Origin of the sequence: Nonomuraea sp. NPDC049400 (assembly GCF_044466425.1) — a bacterium.
GTDB lineage: Bacteria > Actinomycetota > Actinomycetes > Streptosporangiales > Streptosporangiaceae > Nonomuraea.
Genome location: NZ_JBITMP010000062.1, coordinates 13980 through 30379, shown reverse-complemented (window position 1 = coordinate 30379; position 16400 = coordinate 13980). Strand labels below are relative to the sequence as shown.

The window sequence follows — 16400 nt, the reverse complement described above, 5'->3', positions numbered from 1 at the left end:
GCCGCTCCTTCGCTCACGGATCACAGCTCACCTGTCACAGATCACGCTGTACCCGGCAAATCCGGCTTCATCGCCCGTCGAGCGAAAAGCTCGACCATCGTGGTCCCTTATTCGCCGACGCTGGCGGTTGTGCCGATCAGCGGTCGAAGGCAGGATTTTGTGTTCTGTGGCAGGCCTGGTGTCAGAGGGGAGGGTGGGTGTAGGGATGCTACTGATCCGGGTCTTGTGGATAGCTCTCCACTCTTCCTCCGCCGAGTCTCGTGATCTCCTGCAGTGCACCCTCGAGTGCGGTGGCGGCGACGCCTCTTCGCCGGTACCTGCGGTCCACGAGAAAGCATGTGATCCGCCAGTCCGGAAGTGCGTCCAGATCGGTGAGATACGCGCGCCGGTGCCTGGTACGGGGCAGTTCGTCGGTCGGCCCGAACTGGCACCAGCCGACGCAGTTCACGCCGTCATAGACGAGAGCTGCGTGCGCCCGGCCTGTCTGGACCCGGCGTTCCTTCTCGGCCCGGTTCTGCGCCGCGGACCGGCCCTGCCCCGAGGCGCCCAGCTGGGGTTCGTGTCCACCGGCACCGACTCGCCGCTCAGCGCGGACTCGTCCACCAGCAGCGCCGCCGCCTCCCCAAGACGGGCGTCGGCCGGGATGATGTCCCCTTCGGCCAGCACCAGCAGGTCGCCGCGCACCACCTCGGCCGCGGGGACCTCCTGCTGCGCGCTGTCCCGCACGACCGGGGGCCACCGGCGCGGTGAGCGCCGACAGAGGCCGCGCTGAGCGGTCCGGTCCACGGCGACGCCGCGAACTTGCGCGCCGCGATGCCGGGGAGACGTACGAGTCCCAGACCATGTATCCGACCTTCGCCAAGCGCGCCAAGGCAGCGGTCGACGCCAGGCGGCCGAACGCTTCTCGCACAACGCCGAAGACGAGGCCGGACACGCCCGCGCCTTGCAGCAGGTGCTGGATCAGCTGTCCTGAGCAGCCTCCTGGCACGGGCTCACCCAAGAGGAAGTGACAAGGCCGGGGGCTCCTGGCCCGGTCATCCCAAAAGACTCGAATGGAAGCAAAGTTCCGTCACGTCCAACCTGGCCATGGCAGAGGCCGGCGCACGCGCCGGGGGCAGATCCGCAGATAGGAGTATGTGAATGCGTGTCCGATAATGAAGGAGCGGGCATGAAGGAATTCGTGAAGCGACCCTTTCGATGCATTTCGCGCCCTGGCTGAGCGGCGCGGGCGGCCAGGTGTCCGCCTGATCGACGCCCTTGCCGAAAGTGCCGCGGAGCATGCGGAAAAGCCTGAGAGCTGGGCGCCGGAAGTGGCCAGACGGTTCAGGCTGCCCGCGGCGGCCGGGTTGGGGCCTGCCACCTTCTATGCCGACCTGGCCGTCCCGCACGGGCGGCGCCACGTGCGGGTCTGTGCCGCGACGGCGTGCTTCGCAGCGCAGGGTGGCCGGCATCTACCGGCCATCCAGGACGTGCTAGGTGTCACGGCCGATGGCGGCCTCAATCGCGAGGCTGACATCTCGTTGCAGACCGTTCGCTGCCTCGGCTACTGCTATGCCGGGCCGGCTTGCCTGGACGGTGAGGTTCCATGTGTCGGCCCGGACGTGGCCGACCAGGTGGCTGGTCGAGTGCCGCCGCATGCCCCGCCGATCCCGGTGGTTGATGCCACCGGCGAGCCGGTCGTGCTGGCGGGGATCGTGGGGGGTGAAGCCGCGTGGCGGACGTGGGCGGAGACCGTCGGCCGACGTTCGCCGGAGCACGTCCAGTCCCAGGTCGCCGCCTCCGGCTTGCGCGGGCGGGGCGGTGCGGGGTTCCCTGTGGCGGCCAAGTGGGCGGCGGCGGGCGGCTCGCCAGAGACCGTAGTGATCGCCAACGGCGACGAGGGCGATCCTGGCTCGTACGCCGACCGGCTGCTGATGGAGGCCGATCCGGCGCGGGTGCTGGAAGGGCTGGCGCTGACCTGCTTCGCCTGCGGGGCTCGCAGGGGTCTGGTGCTGGTGCGTTCGGAGTACCCACGGGCGCTGGCGGCGATGCGGGCGGCCGTGGAGCAGGCGCGTGCGGACGGTCACCTCGGCCGGCGGGTGCACGGCAGCGACGTGGACCTGGACGTGGAGGTGGTGGCGGGCGCCGGCTCCTATGTCGCGGGGGAAGAGACGGCGCTGATCGCGGGCCTCGAAGGCGGTCGTGGCTGTGCGCGGGCGCGCCCGCCGTACCCGACCAGCCAGGGGCTCTGGGACGCGCCGACCGTGGTCAACAACGTCGAAACTCTGGCCGCCGTCCCCTGGATCGTCAGCCGCGGCGGTGACGCCTACGCCCGCCGTGGCACGCCCGGCGAGACAGGCACGAAGCTGGTCTGCCTCTCGGAGCGGTTCGCCCGGCCCGGCTGTTACGAGGTCGAGCTCGGCGTGCCGGTTCGGTGGATCGTCACCGAGCTGGGCGGTGGGCTGCGGGAGGGGGGCGAGCTCGGCGTGTTGCAGGTCGGCGGCCCGCTGGGTGGGTTCCTGTCAGAGGAGGATCTTGACGTGCCGCTCACCGAGGCAGGGCTTGCGGGCTACGGCGCCGCGCTCGGCCATGCCGGGCTGGTGGGGGTGGAGCGGCGGCTGGAGCCGCTGGATGTGCTGCGGCACGTATGGGCGTTCGCCGCGGCCGAGAGCTGCGGTGCCTGCTCGCCCTGCCGGGTCGGCTCCCGGCTTGGGCTGGAGCAGGCCAGGGTCGGCGCCCCGCCCGGTGAGGCGTACGCCCGGATGCTGAACGTGATGGGCGAGGCCAGTCTGTGCGCGTTCGGCCGCCGACTGCCGCACGCCGTGCGGAGCCTGGCACGCGCCTACGGGGACCGCCTTCGGGGGTGGGGCGGATGAGGGCCACGGTGGACGGCGTCGTCGTCGATCTCGGGGAGGAGGCGACGGTGCTGTCCGCGGTGCGGGTCGCGGGCGTCGATCTGCCCACGCTCTGCCATGACGACCGGCTGACGCCCGTGGGCTCCTGCCGGGCCTGCCTGGTACGCCTCGACGGGCGCGTGGTGGCGGCATGCGTCACCCCTGCGGTGGACGGTGCCGAGGTGCGCGTCGAGGAAGAGGAGCTGAGCCGGTTGCGCCATGACGCCGTGGAGGTGATCGTCTCGGCGCTTCCGCCTTATGCGCTGGAAGGTGATGGGGAGTTGGCGCGGGTGTGCCGCTCGCTGGGAATCGGGCCGGAAACCGCTCAAGGCGGTGCGGGAAGGGGCCGGGACCACACGCATCCGTTCGTCCATCTGGACCGGGATCTGTGCATCGCCTGTGGTCGCTGCGTGCGCATGTGCGCCGAGGTCCAGGGCACGTTCGCGCTCACGCTGGTGGGACGCGGCTCGGAAACCGTGGTCGCACCGGGCACCGGCGGCCCCTGGGCGGACTCGGACTGCGTCGCGTGCGGAGGGTGCGTGGACACCTGCCCCACCGGCGCTCTCACCGAACCGGGGCTGCCGATCGAGACTCACCTGGCCGCGCTCACCCACACGCGTACCACCTGCGGATACTGCGGCGTCGGCTGCGCCCTGGACGTGCTGACCCGTGACGGCGAGGTCGCCGGGATACGGCCGGCCAAGGAGGGTCCGGTCAACCGGGGACACGCGTGCGTCAAGGGCCGCTTCGCCCACGGATTCCTGCACTCTCCGGAGCGGGTCACTCAGCCGCTGCTGCGCGGACGTTCCGGGCTGGAGCCGGTGAGCTGGGACGAGGTGCTCGACCACATCGCTCGAGGGCTTCGAGCCGCCGTGGCGGAGGCGGGCCCCGACGCGGTGGCGGCGATCTCCTCGGCTCGGGCCACCAACGAGGAGAACTATCTGATCCAGAAGTTCATGAGGGTGGTCATCGGCACCAACAACGTCGACAACTGCTCGCGGCTGTGCCATTCCCCGTCGGCCGCCGGATTGACCGCCGCGTTCGGCCTGTCGGGCGGCACCGACGCCTTCGAGGACGTGGAAAGGGCCGACTGCCTGCTCGTGGTGGGCGCGAACCCCGTCGAGGCGCATCCGGTCGTCGGCGCACGGCTGCTCCAGCAAGTGCTGCACGGCGCACGGCTGGTCGTCGCCGACCCACGCGCCGTCGGGCTCGCCTGCCACGCCGACGTGCACCTACGGCCCCGCCCGGGCACCAACGTCGCCCTGTTCAACGGCCTCGCGCACGTCCTGCTGGCCGATGGCCTCATCGACGAGGAGTTCCTTCGCCTGCGGGCCAGCGGGTTGCCAGAGCTCGCTGTGGTCCTCGGCGACTACACGCCCGATCAGGTGGCCAGGATCACCGGCGTGCCCGCGGCGGATCTGGTGGCGGCGGCGCGACTCTATGGGCAGGCCGAGCGACCGGCCATCGTCTACGGTCTCGGCGTGACCGAGCACCTGCACGGCACCGACGGCGTGCGCACGCTGGCGAACCTGGCGATCCTGCGCGGCGCGGTCGGCACCGACCGCGGATTCGGCGTGAACCCGCTCAGAGGCCAGAACAACGTTCAAGGCGCCTCCGACATGGGCGCCCTGCCCGACCTGCTACCCGGCTACGGCAAGGTCGGCGATCCCGCGGTACGCGGCCGGGCCGAACAGGTGTGGGGCACTCGTGTGCCGGACCACGACGGCCTGCGCATCCCGCGGATGTTCGCGGCGGCACGCTCGGGTGCACTGCGGGTCCTTTGGGTCATCGGGGAGGACGTGTGCGCCACCGATCCTGACGCCAACCGCGTCGTCGAGGCGTTGGAGACCTGCCCGCTCGTCATCAGCCAGGAGCTCTTCCTCTCCGAGACCGCCCGCCACGCCGACGTGGTCCTGCCGGCCGCGTCCTGGTTGGAGAAGGACGGCACCTTCGTCAACTTCGACCGCAGGTTCCAGCGGGTACGCCCCGCTCTCGCCCCGCCCGGCCAGGCACGGACCGACTTCGCCATCGTCCACGCGATCGCCGCGGCCTACGGCGCCGACCTCGGCTGCCCGACACCGGCCGAGGCGCTCGCCGAATGCGGGCGAGTGGCGCCCGTCTTCGCCGGGATCTCCCACCAGCGGCTGGACCGCGAAGGCGCCATCCCGTGGCCCTGCCCCGATCCCGGCCGTCCCGGAGAGGCCAAGCTCTACCTGGACCGGTTCGCCACCCCGGACGGCCTGGCCCACCTCGCCGCCCGCCCCTACCTGCCGCCGGGCGAGAGCCCCGACGACGACTACCCGCTGATCCTGATCACGGGCCGCAGATGGGCGCACTACAACTCCGGCAACATGACCCGGCGATCCGGAAACATCGAGCTCGACGCCTCGGACCGGCTCGACATCCATCCCGCCGACGCCGCCCGCCACGCCGTTCGCGACGGCGACGCGGTGCTCGTCGAAAGCCGGCACGGGCAGGCCACGCTGCCGGCGCGCGTCACTGAGGAGATCCCGCCGGGCCAGCTCTTCTGCAGTTTCCACTTCCCCGCCAGCCGGGCGAACGCCCTGACCTCCGATCATGCCGACACCGTGACCTCGTGCCCGGAGTACAAGGTCACCGCCGTACGCCTTCGCGTCATCCAAGGGTCCTCATGACTCCTCGGCGCGTGGCCGTACGACCGTGAGCGGGCATGCGGCATGGTGAAGCATGCAGTGGCTTGCCGACGTAAGCGTCCTTCCGGCACGGAATACGGCCGTTACCGGGGCTCACCGGAGCCTTGTGGATCTTCCCCACCTAACCAGGAGGGCGCGAAAGGCCGAAATCCTCCGACGAGGGACAACCGCGGTGCTGGAGGTGCTCGACGACGGCGAAGGCATCGCCCCTGAGCAGCGGAGGTCATCTTCCAGCAGTTCACTTGCCTGGAAGCCTCCCCCGCCCGCGATGCCGGCGGCACCGGGCTCGGGCTGCCGATCGCCCAGAAGATCTCCCACGCCCACGGCGGCACCCTGTCCGCGCAAGACCGCGGGGCCTAATTCGTACTACGCCTTCCCGCCCGAGCCACATCCGACCACCGTTTGAAGAGCGAGGATCGGACCGTCCAGCCATGACAGAAACCACGACCGCGGCGACCTGACGCCAGTTCATCGGGTCGTGCCGGCACAGGCGGAGAGAGCGCCTGGCGAGGCAGGACCAGGGAGCAAGGCGGCGAATAACTGGGTAAACCCGCGCTGAGCCAAGGATCCCTACTTAGGAGGCAAAAGTCGTCCATTCAAGGGGTGATTCTGCTGGGCGACACATGGGGACGAATCTAGACTTCGACCGATGAATGCACCGATTAACGCCTAATGGGCGACACATGGAGTCGCGCACTTGATCAACGGCACCGCCTTCGCGCTCCTGGCAATCGCCGCCTTCGAGGTCATTTTCGGCCTGGTTCTGCTTGGCTGGACGGCCGTGGAAGTCCGCGCGTTTCTGCGCCGGCATCCGCACGGCATGGTGGGCGGCCTACGCCAGTTGAGCGCGCGTGCCCGGCGGTTGTGGTGCGCGATCAAAGGGCGCCGTCGCCGATCTATGGGCAGCTAAGCGGTAACGGTGCCCGCGAGCAGCGGATTGTGGTCAGCGGGCGCAGGATTCGGCGGTGCTCACCGACGCGGTCGCTACCCAGGACACCATCACCCAGTTGATGCCGCGATCCGCCGGGTGGGCCGCCAACTGCCCGGGACGGCTGCGATCGACGCGGCGCACTGCCACGCCCACGACTACACCGACCCGGGCAAACCGAAGATCGCCTGGGACGACGAGGAGGCCAAGACCGCCCTCATCAGCGCCCTGGTCACCGACGTCTTGGACGCCCCATAGCCAAGAACACTAGAGGAATTGCTGACTCAGGACACTAGGGGCGGGCGGCCCCGTCTTGCTGGGACCTTGGTCCACCGGATCCGGCCGCGGAGCCGCCTCCGCCGGAGAGGCATACTGCGGCGCATATGTGCCAGGGACCTTCGGCCCCGGCCACAGGGCCGTCCGGCACTGCCGAGCACGCCTGATTTGCGGGAGTGTCAAATCTGGACCATATGCGGCTGCCATGCAGCTGAACGGGGGGCCAGCATGCCTGACGGATACGACGTACTGCTGCGCGATGGTGGCATCGCCCATGTGCGCCCGCTGCGCCCCGCAGATCGCGAAGCCCTGCACGAGCTGGTGGCCCGCTCATCGGAGCGCTCGGCCTACCTGCGTTTCTTCACCGGCGGCCGCAACACCGCCCACGCCTACATCGACCGCATCACCAGTGACAGCTATGATGGCCGCGCCCGTGTGGCCAGCCTGCACGGGCGGCTGGTTGCGGTAGCCGAGTACATCCCGATCGACCGGGGGCGTGCCGACCTGGGGATCCTTCTGGACGACGCCGTGCACGGCCACGGCCTCGGCACGCTGCTGCTGGAGCACCTCGCCGTGGACGCCGCCGAGCACGGCGTGCACGAGCTGGTGGCCGACGTGCTGGCCGAGAACCGGCCCATGATCCAGGTGCTGCACGACCTGGGCCTGACGGTGGCGCAGCGCTTCGAAGGCGGCACGCTGCACGTCAGCATCACCGCCGAGCCCACTCCCAGGCTGCTGGCGGCCATAGAGGCTCGAGACCACGAGGCGGAGCGAGCGTCCCTGGCACGGGTCCTGGCGCCGCGCTCGGTGGCGGTGATCGGTGCCAGCCGCAACGAGCGAGCCGTCGGGCACAAGGTGCTGCGCAACCTGATCGACGGCGGTTTTTGCGGGCCGATCCATCCCGTCAACCCCAACGCCACCGAGATCGCCGGGTTGACCTGCCACGCGAAGGTACCCCACGGTGTGGATCTGGCGGTCGTGGCTGTGCCCGCCTCGCACGTACTGGATGTCGCGCGCGACTGCGCGAGCGTGAGCGTGGCTGGGCTGGTCGTGCTGACGTCGGGGTTCGCCGAGGCCGGGCAGTCAGGCGTGGAGTTGGAGCTGCTGGCGCTCTGCCGTACGGCCGGGATGCGGCTCATCGGCCCGAACTGCCTCGGCGTGATCAACACCGGAGCGTGGCTCAACGCCAGCTTCCTGCCGCACCGCCCGACCCGAGGATGCGTGGCGTTGATGTCGCAGTCCGGCGCCGTAGGCGCGGCACTGCTGGACCGACTGGACGTCTCGTCGTTCGTCTCGGTCGGCAACAAAGCCGACGTCAGTGGCAACGACCTGCTGGAGTACTGGGAGGACGACGACGACACCTGCGTGATCGCGCTGTATCTGGAGTCGTTCGGCAACCCCCGCAAGTTCGCCCGCATCGCCCGCAGGGTCGGCAAGCGCAAGCCGATTCTGCTGGTCAAGAGTGGCCGCGGCGAGGCCGGGGGGCGGGCTGTGCGCTCGCACACCGCCGCCGCGGCCACACCCGACGTGGCGGTGGACGCACTTACCCGCGCCGCCGGCGTCATTCGGCTGGACAGCGTCCCCGAACTGATCGACACCGCCAAACTGCTGGCCACCCAGCCCCTCCCTCAGGGCCGCCGGGTGGCCATCGTCGGCAACTCGGGCGGTCCCCAGGCGATGGCCGCCGACGCCTGCGAACGCCACGGCCTCATCGTTCCCGAACTGCCGCCCGGGCTGCTGACCGCCCGGGCCGCCGCCGCGCTGGGCAACCCGGTGGACCTGACCGCCGACGCCACCGCCGCCGAGCTCGGCGCCACCGTCGAGGCCCTGGCCGCCTCGCCTGACATCGACGCCATCCTCGCTGTCTACACCCCGCCGTTCGGTGACGGTCTCGGCGCCACCCGCCAGGCCATCGCCGACGCCACCAAGATAGCGGCCAAGACCGTGCTGGCCTGCGTCGTCGGCCACGACGACCTGATCGACGGCCGCGTGCCCAGCTACGCCTTCCCCGAACAGGCCGTCCAGGCCCTGGCCCACGTCGTGCGGTACGCCGAATGGCGCAGCCGCCCCGTCGAACCCGTCCCCGTTCCCCCGCCGGCCGACGAGAAGACCGCCCGAGAGATCGTTCACGCGGAGTTGGCGGCGCACCCGGACGGCGGCTGGCTGTCGCCCGCCGATGCCGCCCGCCTCCTCGCCTGCTATGGCGTGACGGTGGTGGAGTCCATCGACGTGGACGGCCCTGAGACCGCCGCCGCGGCAGCCGCCCGCGTCGGGCTGCCCGTCGTGCTCAAGGCCACAGGTCCCGTGCACAAGAGCGAGGCCGGCGGTGTCCGGCTCAACCTCCGGACCCTCGACGAGGTACGGCAGGCGTACCACGACATGTCGGCCCGCATCGGTCCGCAGATGACCGGCGCGATCGTCCAACGCATGCTGCCCGAAGGTGTGGAGATCATCGTGGGTGGCGTGAACTACCCGGCGTTCGGGCCGCTGGTCATGGTCGGCATGGGCGGGGTGATGGCCGATCTGCTGGCCGACCGGGCCTTCCGGGTGCCGCCCGTCGTCGATGCCATCGACATAATCAACGAGCTGCGCTGCGCCCCGGTGCTGCACGGCTACCGCGGCTCACCATGTGTCGACGCCCGCGCCCTGGCCGATCAGGTCGTACGGATCAGCAGACTGCTCGAGGATCTGCCGCAGGTGGCCGAGCTGGACCTCAACCCGGTCATCGTCACACCAGGAGGCACAGCTGCAGTGGACGCACGAATCCGGTTGGCGCCCTGTGAAACGCCGCCTTCACCACTCCTGCGACGGCTGCGCTGATCATTGCCAGGCCATCCACATGGGTCACGTCGACCAGCCGGTTGGCATATCCCTTCGTTTGCCGTGCAATTCGGCCTTGGGCGGCGACGGCGAAGACGCCGTTGCCGCGCGGTGACCGGCCGGTGCGATCCAGATGTTCCTGCGCTCCGATGCCGGCATTGCCTGCGAGATTGCGACGCCCGGATCGTGTTCGCACTCATGGTCACACCTCCCAGGGCAACGAGCAACATGATCCGCTCAGGGCGGTCGGCGCGGAGCGCCGGCTGCGCTGGCGCTCCGCTCTTGGAGGGGCTCGAACCTTACTTGGATCCTTCGTGAGGTCGAGGTACGACGATGACGGGCCGATGGGCGTGGTGCAGGGTCGCCATCGCGACGCTACCTGTGAGGATTTCCCGCACCGCCGAACGCCCCCGCGATCCGACGACCAGCGCCGCCGCACCGCGGCTGCGGGCGCACGAGCCCAACGCCTTGGCCACCGCGCGCCCGGATGCGCCAGAGCCGCTGGCGACATCAAGCCGGTCCACGGTTTTGCCCCCGGTCGGCGATTGGCTGCCTGCAGGTGACGGGATGTCCGCACCGTCCACGGAAACGATCACCATGTTCCGTCCCGGAAGCAGCCGCCCCGCCGCCGCGAAGGCGGCTTCGGCACCGGGCGAGCCGTCCCAGCCGATGAGCACCGGCCCGTGCGCCAGCGCCGCCTGCTCGGCGCTCAGCAGTGGGTGGGGCACGACCAGGACGGGGCGGAGCGTGTAGTGCACCACTACGTCCGAAACGCTGCCCAGGACCGCTCGGGCGCCACCGAGGCCATGCGAGCCGACAAGGACCAGGTCGGCGTCCAGCTCCTCGGCGAGTTGGGCGAAATACAGTCCCTCGCCGCCATAGACACGCCGCACCAGCGGCTCTGCGTTCCATCCGGTGGTGCGCGCGAGCCTGACTCCTCTGTCAGCAAGTCGGCGGGCCTCGGCTTCGCCTTCGCGCTCGATCGCCTCGATGAACTGATGGATGTCGGCGGCGCCCGTCCACAGCCTCCGGCGCAGGCTCTCGCTGGCGAACGGTGGCGTCCACAGGTGCGTGATCCACACGTGTGCCTGCGGGAAGAGCGCCGCACCGGCATCGATCGCCGCGGCCGCGGCCGGGGATCCGTCATAGCCCACGATCACCCGTATCGCCATCGTCAGGCCTCCTTGGCATCCTGCTGGCTGTCGAACCGGATTGTGCCCTCAGCACGGCGGCCTCCACCGGCTTCACCGTCAGTAGCACTGGAACCAGACACCGACGATGGGCGGCCTTGGGCGCGTTTTACCTGAAATTGACCCATTTGCGACTCGCGGCCAGACCCGATTCAGCCACAAGTGCGCTCGCCCTGACGGAACGGTTGCCGACGATGACGTCCCGCAGGAGGCGTCTGCCTGCGGCGATGATGGCTGCATGGATGTGAACGAGGTGCTGTTGCCGGGTGTCGGACTGCGGTATGAGTTCACCACGCACGCGGGGGACCGGATCGGCGTGGTGGCCCGGCGTACGGGCGAGTTCGAGGTGGTCGGCTATGGCGGCGACGACCTGGACGAGGGCAGGCCGCTGTTCCGGCTGGACGAGGACGAGGCCGAGGCGCTGGCCCAGATCTTCGGTGCGCCGCGGATCGCCGAGCGGTTCGCCGACCTGACCCGGGAGCTGCCCGGGCTGAGCTCTGAACCGGTGAGGGTTGCTCCGGGCTCGCCGTATGTGGATCGGCCGCTGGGACACACGCGGGCGCGCACCCGCACCGGCGCCTCGATCGTGGCGATCGTGCGCGGTGAGGACGTGATCGCCTCCCCCGGCCCCGAGCAGGCGTTGCGGGCCGCAGACGTGCTGGTGGTGGTGGGCACACGAGAGGGCATCGACGGCGTCAAGCGGATCCTGCGGGGCTGAGCGGGTGCACGTCTCGATCGCGCTGCTGCTGGAGCTGGGCCTCATTCTGGTCATCCTCAGCGTCCTGGGAACCCTGGCGCGCCGGGTTACTCTGTCGCCGATCCCGCTTTACCTGCTGGCCGGACTGGCGCTCGGCGAGGGAGGCTTGCTGCCCGTCCCTGCCGCCGGACAGTTCGTACAGGCAGGGGCCTCCATCGGGATCGTGCTGCTGCTGCTGGCCCTGGGCCTGGAATTCTCCACCGCAGAGTTCACCACGAGCATGCGTCATCACCTGCCTTCAGCTGGTGTGGACCTGGTCAACGCCGTTCCCGGCGCTGTGGCGGGCTGGTTGCTCGGGCTGGACGGCGTCGGTGTTCTGGCGTTGGGGGGCGCCACCTTCATCTCCTCCTCGGGGATCATCGCCCGGTTGCTGAGCGACCTGCGGCGGTTGGGCAACCGTGAGACACCGTCGGTGCTCGCGGTGCTGGTGCTGGAGGACTTCGCGATGGCCGCCTACCTGCCGGTGCTAGCCGTGCTGGCCTCCGGCGGCACCTGGTGGCAGGCCACGGCGGGCGCGCTGGTCGCGGTCGGTGCGGTGCTGGCCGCGTTTGCCGTCTCCTCCCAGTGGGGGCACCACATCGGGCGGCTCGTGGAGCACCCGGACAACGAGCAGCTGATGTTGCGCATGCTCGGGCTGACCATGGTGGTCGCGGCGCTGGCCGAGTACGTGCACGCCTCGGCGGCGGTGGGCGCCTTCCTGGTCGGCCTCACCTTGACCGGGCCGACCGCCGACCGTGCCCGCGCCGTCATCGAACCGCTGCGTGACCTGTTCGCCGCGGTGTTCTTCGTGGCCATCGGCCTGTCGGTGGCGCCTGCCGGGCTGCTGCCGGTGCTGCCGGCCGCGCTCGTACTGGCCGTGGTCACCGGGCTGACCAAGGTGCTCACCGGCCGGTATGCGGCCTCCCGCGACGGGGTTGGCCCGCGCGGGCGGCTGCGCGCGGGCGCCGCGCTGATCGCCCGAGGCGAATTCTCCATCGTCATAGTGGACCTGGCCGGGGCCCAGCATCCCGTCTTGGCGCCGCTGGTGGCCGCCTATGTGCTCCTCCTGGCCGTGGCAGGGCCACTCATCACCCGCTTCGCCGGCACCTGGCCCACAAAGCGACCTTCTGAGCAGCTACACGGGACCTAGGTCCCTGCGCCGACACCCATGCATGCTGTGAACTGGGGTTATGACGCAGCCTGTTGTCGCGCGCTCCGACACCGTCCACCACACTTTGGTGCCGCACGAAGTGGTGCTGCTGCTGGAGACGGATCTGCACCATGGCCTGAGCGAGAGGGAGGCCGAGCTCCGGCTGCAACGCTTCGGGCCCAACGTGCTGCCGCAGGCCAAGAGCGCCGGGCTGCTGGTGCGCTGGCTGCGCCAGTTCCACCACCCGCTCATCTACATCCTGCTGGCTGCCGGGGCGGTCACCGGGTTGCTGGGCGCGGCGGTGGACGCCGTCGTGATCTTCGCTGTGGTGCTGGTCAACGCCGTGGTCGGAGTCATCCAAGAATCCAAGGCCGAGGCCGCGCTGGAAGGATTGCGGGCGGTGATCCGTACGGAGGCCCGGGTGTTGCGCGGCGGGCAGGCTCGCCGCTTGCCGTCGCAGGATCTCGTGCCTGGCGATCTGGTGCTGGTGGAGGCTGGCGACAGGGTGCCCGCCGACCTGCGGTTGGTGCGGCTGGCCGAGTTGCGGGCCGATGAGTCGGCGCTGACCGGGGAGTCGACCCCGGTGGCCAAGGACGAGATCGCTCTGCCGCGGGACACGCCGGTGGCCGACCGCCGCAACATGCTCTACTCCGGCACGATGGCCACCTCCGGCACCGGGGCCGGGATCGTGGTGGCCACCGGCGCCGAGACCGAGCTGGGCGAAATCCATCGCCTGGTCGGCACCACCGAGGCCCTGGCCACACCGTTGACGCGCAAGCTGACCCGGTTCAGCAAGATCCTCACCGTGGGCATCCTGACGCTGGCCGCGGTCACCTTCGCCGTGGGGGCCGCACGGGGTGAGCCGGCGGTGGAGATGTTCACCGCTGCGGTGGCCCTGGCGGTCGGCGCGATTCCCGAGGGACTGCCGGCCGCGGTCACGATCACGCTGGCCATCGGAGTGACGCGGATGCCCGGCGCCGGGCGGTGGTACGGCGCCTGCCGGCGGTGGAGACGCTGGGCAGCACGACGGTGGTCTGCTCCGACAAGACCGGGACCCTGACCGAGAACCAGATGACGGTCCGGGCCCTGTGGACCCCGGCCGGGATCGTCGAGGTAACCGGCTCCGGATACGCACCCGAAGGCCAGCTGCTCGATTCGGCCGGGCATCTGGCGGCGCCGGAGGAAAACGCAGCGCTGTACTGGTCGCTGCTGGCCGGAGCCTGCTGCAACAACGCCGTGCTGACCTTCAACGCAGGGCAGTGGGCGCTGGTGGGGGACCCGACCGAGGGAGCGATGGCCGTGGTGGCGGCCAAGGCCGGACTCGACCGGGCTGAACTGGTCTCAGCGCACCCACGGCTGGCAGAGATTCCCTTCAGCTCCGAACGCCGCTACATGGCCACCCTGCACGGCCTGCCCGACAGCGGGCTCGTGGTCTTCGCCAAGGGCGCGGCGGAGCGGATCGCCGATCTGTGCGCGGGGCAGATGGACGCCGCCGGCGCCATCGATCCGCTGGACCGCGCCGCCGTGCTGGCCGCCACCGAGGAACTGGCAGGCAGCGGCCTGAGGCTCTTGGCCACCGCCATGGCCCGACTGCCCGCCGACCGGATGAAGCCGGCCGAGTTCAATCCAGGCATGCTGGCCGACACGCTGGTGCTGACCGGGCTACAGGCGATGCTCGACCCACCGCGGCCCGCCGCCGTGACCGCCGTTCAGGCCTGCCATGACGCCGGGATAGCCGTCAAGATGATCACTGGCGACCACGCTGTCACCGCCGCTGCCATCGGCCGTCACATCGGCCTGCTTGCCGACGGCGGCCGGCAGGAGGGCAGGGTGCTCACCGGCGCCGACCTGGCCACGCTGCCGAACGAGAAGTACCCCGAAGCGGTGGAGCGGGCCACAGTCCTGGCCCGGGTATCGCCAGAGCAGAAGCTGCGCCTGGTCGAAGCCCCGCAGGCCCGCGACCACGTGGTCGCCATGACCGGCGACGGGGTCAACGACGCGCCCGCGCTGCGCCGCGCCGACATCGGCATCGCCATGGGCCGTGGCGGCACCGAGGTCGCCAAGGACGCCGCCGACATGGTGCTCACCGACGACGACTTCGCCACTATCGAAGCCGCCGCCGAAGAGGGCCGCGGCGTGTTCGACAACCTCACCAAGTTCATCGTCTGGACCCTGCCCACCAACATCGGCGAGGGCATGGCCATCCTGGTAGCCATCCTGCTCGGGCTGACGCTGCCGATCCTGCCGGTGCAGATCCTGTGGATCAACATGACCACCGCTGTCGCGCTCGGGCTCATGCTCGCCTTCGAGCCCAAAGAGGCCGGCATCATGCGAAGGCCGCCGCGCGATCCCAACCGGCCATTGCTCACCAGCGGCCTTATGGTCCGCATCCTGCTGGTGTCCGCGCTGCTCGTCACCGGAACCTGGTGGCTATTCGAATGGGAACTGGCCGGTGGGGCCGACATGGCCGAAGCGCGTACGGCGGCGGTCAACCTGTTCGTCGCGGTCGAGCTGTTCTACCTGTTCAGCTGTCGCTCGTTGACCCATTCCATGTGGCGAATCGGTCCCTGCACCAACAGGTGGCTGCTTGCCGGGGTGGGCGTGCAGATTCTCGCTCAACTGGGCATCACCTACCTGCCCGCGATGAACCAGGTGTTCCATACCGCGCCGATCTCGGTGGGGGCATGGCTGCATATCGGCGCGCTCGCGCTGATCGCCTCCGCTGTCGTCGCCCTCGACAAGCGGTTGCGTCGCCAGATCATGTGACAACCGACAGGAGGAAGGGGCTCGGCCATGAAGCGCATCATCGTAGGGTTCGACGGCTCGCACGGGGCAGCCGCGGCGCTCAGTTGGGCTCTCGGTCAGGCTCGCCTGCACCACGCCGACCTCCTGCCCTGGACGGTCCTGCCAGAGCAGACAGACATGACCGCTGGCGACGATGTGGTCCTGGAGGCTCTGCGCCAAGCCGTCAAGGACATCAGCCAGGGCACCGCCGAGTTGCGCTTGAGGCGCGGCCAGCCGGCGGCCGAGCTCACCGCGGCCTGCACCGATGCCGATCTGCTTGTCGTCGGATCACGGGGCCGCTCCCCTGTCGCCGGGCTGCTGCTCGGCTCGGTCAGCAGAGGCTGCCTGCACCAGGCGCCCTGCCCGGTGACCGTCGTCCCGGACCGGCCGCGCCCCGCCCACGCGTACGGTCGAGTGATCGTCGCCCTGGACGGGTCGGCACCCTCCCGCCATGCTCTGCGCCTGGCGGCCGAGGAGGCCGCGCTGCGCGGCGCTGAGCTGCACGCCGTGCACGCCGTCTCCTGGGATCCCCTAGGTGCCGAACTGATCACTCCCGATATCGACGACCTTGCGCCCTGGGGGAGCGCCTCCTGGCCGGAGAACTGGCCGAGGCGCGGGTCCAGGCCCGGCCCGTCGTCGTCCCCGGCCACCCCGCCGAGGTGCTGACCCGGCTCGGCTCCCAGGCCGACCTGCTCATCGTGGGATGCCGCGGTCACAGCCGGCTGGCGGGCATGCTGCTGGGATCCACCAGCGACTACTGCGCCCAGCACGCCCCTTGCCCGGTCGTGGTCGCGCCCGGCCCTCCTCCGGAGTCGCGGATGAGAGCAGGGTAGGACGCCCTCCGGCATGGGACACATCCCCTACACGATCCCCCAGCCTGGCCGAGGGACCTGCTCGGGTCAGCGGAGATGTACGTGATAAGGGAGTATTATCACGTACATGAGCGATCATGGCCGCCCCCCGACCAGGCG

At 70.2% G+C, this 16400-nt stretch carries 14 protein-coding genes and 1 pseudogene; 12 read left to right on the top strand and 3 right to left on the bottom strand.

Translation table 11 applies throughout. From position 1 onward, the window contains the following. Window positions 1–208: 208 nt before the first annotated feature. Entirely contained in the window at window positions 209–448 is a 240-nt protein-coding gene (locus ACIBVN_RS51940; protein ID WP_397148841.1) for a GNAT family N-acetyltransferase, read from the bottom strand. Continuing rightward, the gene (locus tag ACIBVN_RS51935; protein WP_397148839.1) at window positions 445–726 is read right to left on the bottom strand and encodes a hypothetical protein; all 282 of its coding nucleotides are present in this window, start codon (window positions 724–726) and stop codon (window positions 445–447) included. The genes ACIBVN_RS51940 and ACIBVN_RS51935 overlap by 4 nt, the downstream gene beginning before the upstream one ends. A gap of 485 nt (window positions 727–1211) precedes the next feature. On the opposite strand from ACIBVN_RS51935, the gene ACIBVN_RS51930 reads away from it, so the two are divergent. The 6 genes and pseudogenes from ACIBVN_RS51930 (at window position 1212) to ACIBVN_RS51905 (ending at window position 9569) form a co-directional block, all read left to right on the top strand. Continuing rightward, entirely contained in the window at window positions 1212–2855 is a 1644-nt protein-coding gene (locus ACIBVN_RS51930) for an NAD(P)H-dependent oxidoreductase subunit E (protein WP_397148905.1), read from the top strand. Then, the gene (gene fdhF / locus ACIBVN_RS51925; protein WP_397148837.1) at window positions 2852–5527 is read left to right on the top strand and encodes a formate dehydrogenase subunit alpha; all 2676 of its coding nucleotides are present in this window, start codon (window positions 2852–2854) and stop codon (window positions 5525–5527) included. Before ACIBVN_RS51930 ends, fdhF begins: the two co-directional genes overlap by 4 nt. 243 nt (window positions 5528–5770) lie before the next feature. Beyond that, the gene (locus ACIBVN_RS51920) at window positions 5771–5905 is read left to right on the top strand and encodes a hypothetical protein (protein WP_397148903.1); all 135 of its coding nucleotides are present in this window, start codon (window positions 5771–5773) and stop codon (window positions 5903–5905) included. 337 nt (window positions 5906–6242) lie between these two features. Next, window positions 6243–6455, top strand: a complete 213-nt coding sequence (locus tag ACIBVN_RS51915) for a hypothetical protein (RefSeq protein ID WP_349456506.1) — start codon at window positions 6243–6245, stop codon at window positions 6453–6455. A 34-nt stretch (window positions 6456–6489) separates the two neighbouring features. Then, window positions 6490–6713, top strand: a pseudogene (locus tag ACIBVN_RS51910) (IS5/IS1182 family transposase); the annotation flags it as partial. Window positions 6714–6977: 264 nt separating this feature from the next. Further along, a complete protein-coding gene (locus ACIBVN_RS51905) occupies window positions 6978–9569 on the top strand; it encodes a GNAT family N-acetyltransferase (RefSeq protein WP_397148835.1) in 2592 nt (863 codons plus the stop codon). A gap of 299 nt (window positions 9570–9868) precedes the next feature. Here the strand turns inward: ACIBVN_RS51905 and ACIBVN_RS51900 are convergent, their stop codons facing one another. Beyond that, window positions 9869–10741, bottom strand: a complete 873-nt coding sequence (locus ACIBVN_RS51900) for a universal stress protein (RefSeq protein WP_397148833.1) — start codon at window positions 10739–10741, stop codon at window positions 9869–9871. A gap of 256 nt (window positions 10742–10997) precedes the next feature. Here ACIBVN_RS51900 and ACIBVN_RS51895 point away from each other — a divergent pair, with 256 nt between their 5' ends. Genes ACIBVN_RS51895 through ACIBVN_RS51870 form a run of 6 tightly spaced genes read left to right on the top strand, consistent with a single transcriptional unit; the run spans window position 10998 to window position 16262 of the window. Beyond that, window positions 10998–11477, top strand: a complete 480-nt coding sequence (locus tag ACIBVN_RS51895; RefSeq protein WP_349456478.1) for a cation:proton antiporter regulatory subunit — start codon at window positions 10998–11000, stop codon at window positions 11475–11477. A gap of 4 nt (window positions 11478–11481) precedes the next feature. After that, a complete protein-coding gene (locus ACIBVN_RS51890) occupies window positions 11482–12645 on the top strand; it encodes a cation:proton antiporter (protein ID WP_397148831.1) in 1164 nt (387 codons plus the stop codon). Between the two features lie 40 nt (window positions 12646–12685). Beyond that, window positions 12686–13705, top strand: a complete 1020-nt coding sequence (locus ACIBVN_RS51885; RefSeq protein ID WP_397148829.1) for an HAD-IC family P-type ATPase — start codon at window positions 12686–12688, stop codon at window positions 13703–13705. Further along, window positions 13651–15411 (top strand): HAD-IC family P-type ATPase, encoded by a 1761-nt coding sequence (locus ACIBVN_RS51880; RefSeq protein WP_397148827.1) that lies wholly within the window; start codon window positions 13651–13653, stop codon window positions 15409–15411. Before ACIBVN_RS51885 ends, ACIBVN_RS51880 begins: the two co-directional genes overlap by 55 nt. A 27-nt stretch (window positions 15412–15438) precedes the next feature. Further along, window positions 15439–16095 carry a universal stress protein gene (locus ACIBVN_RS51875; RefSeq protein ID WP_397148825.1) on the top strand — a complete coding sequence of 219 codons (657 nt, stop codon included), beginning with the start codon at window positions 15439–15441 and terminating at the stop codon, window positions 16093–16095. Next, a complete protein-coding gene (locus tag ACIBVN_RS51870; RefSeq protein WP_397148901.1) occupies window positions 16005–16262 on the top strand; it encodes a universal stress protein in 258 nt (85 codons plus the stop codon). The genes ACIBVN_RS51875 and ACIBVN_RS51870 overlap by 91 nt, the downstream gene beginning before the upstream one ends. Window positions 16263–16400 lie beyond the last annotated feature (138 nt).

Coding starts and splice junctions, on each gene's coding strand:
- ACIBVN_RS51885 (WP_397148829.1), top strand. CDS start 12,686: ATGACGCAGCCTGTTGTCGCGCGCTCCGACACCGTCCACCACACTTTG.
- ACIBVN_RS51875 (WP_397148825.1), top strand. CDS start 15,439: ATGAAGCGCATCATCGTAGGGTTCGACGGCTCGCACGGGGCAGCCGCG.
- ACIBVN_RS51905 (WP_397148835.1), top strand. CDS start 6,978: ATGCCTGACGGATACGACGTACTGCTGCGCGATGGTGGCATCGCCCAT.
- ACIBVN_RS51900 (WP_397148833.1), bottom strand. CDS start 10,741: ATGGCGATACGGGTGATCGTGGGCTATGACGGATCCCCGGCCGCGGCC.
- ACIBVN_RS51895 (WP_349456478.1), top strand. CDS start 10,998: ATGGATGTGAACGAGGTGCTGTTGCCGGGTGTCGGACTGCGGTATGAG.
- fdhF (WP_397148837.1), top strand. CDS start 2,852: ATGAGGGCCACGGTGGACGGCGTCGTCGTCGATCTCGGGGAGGAGGCG.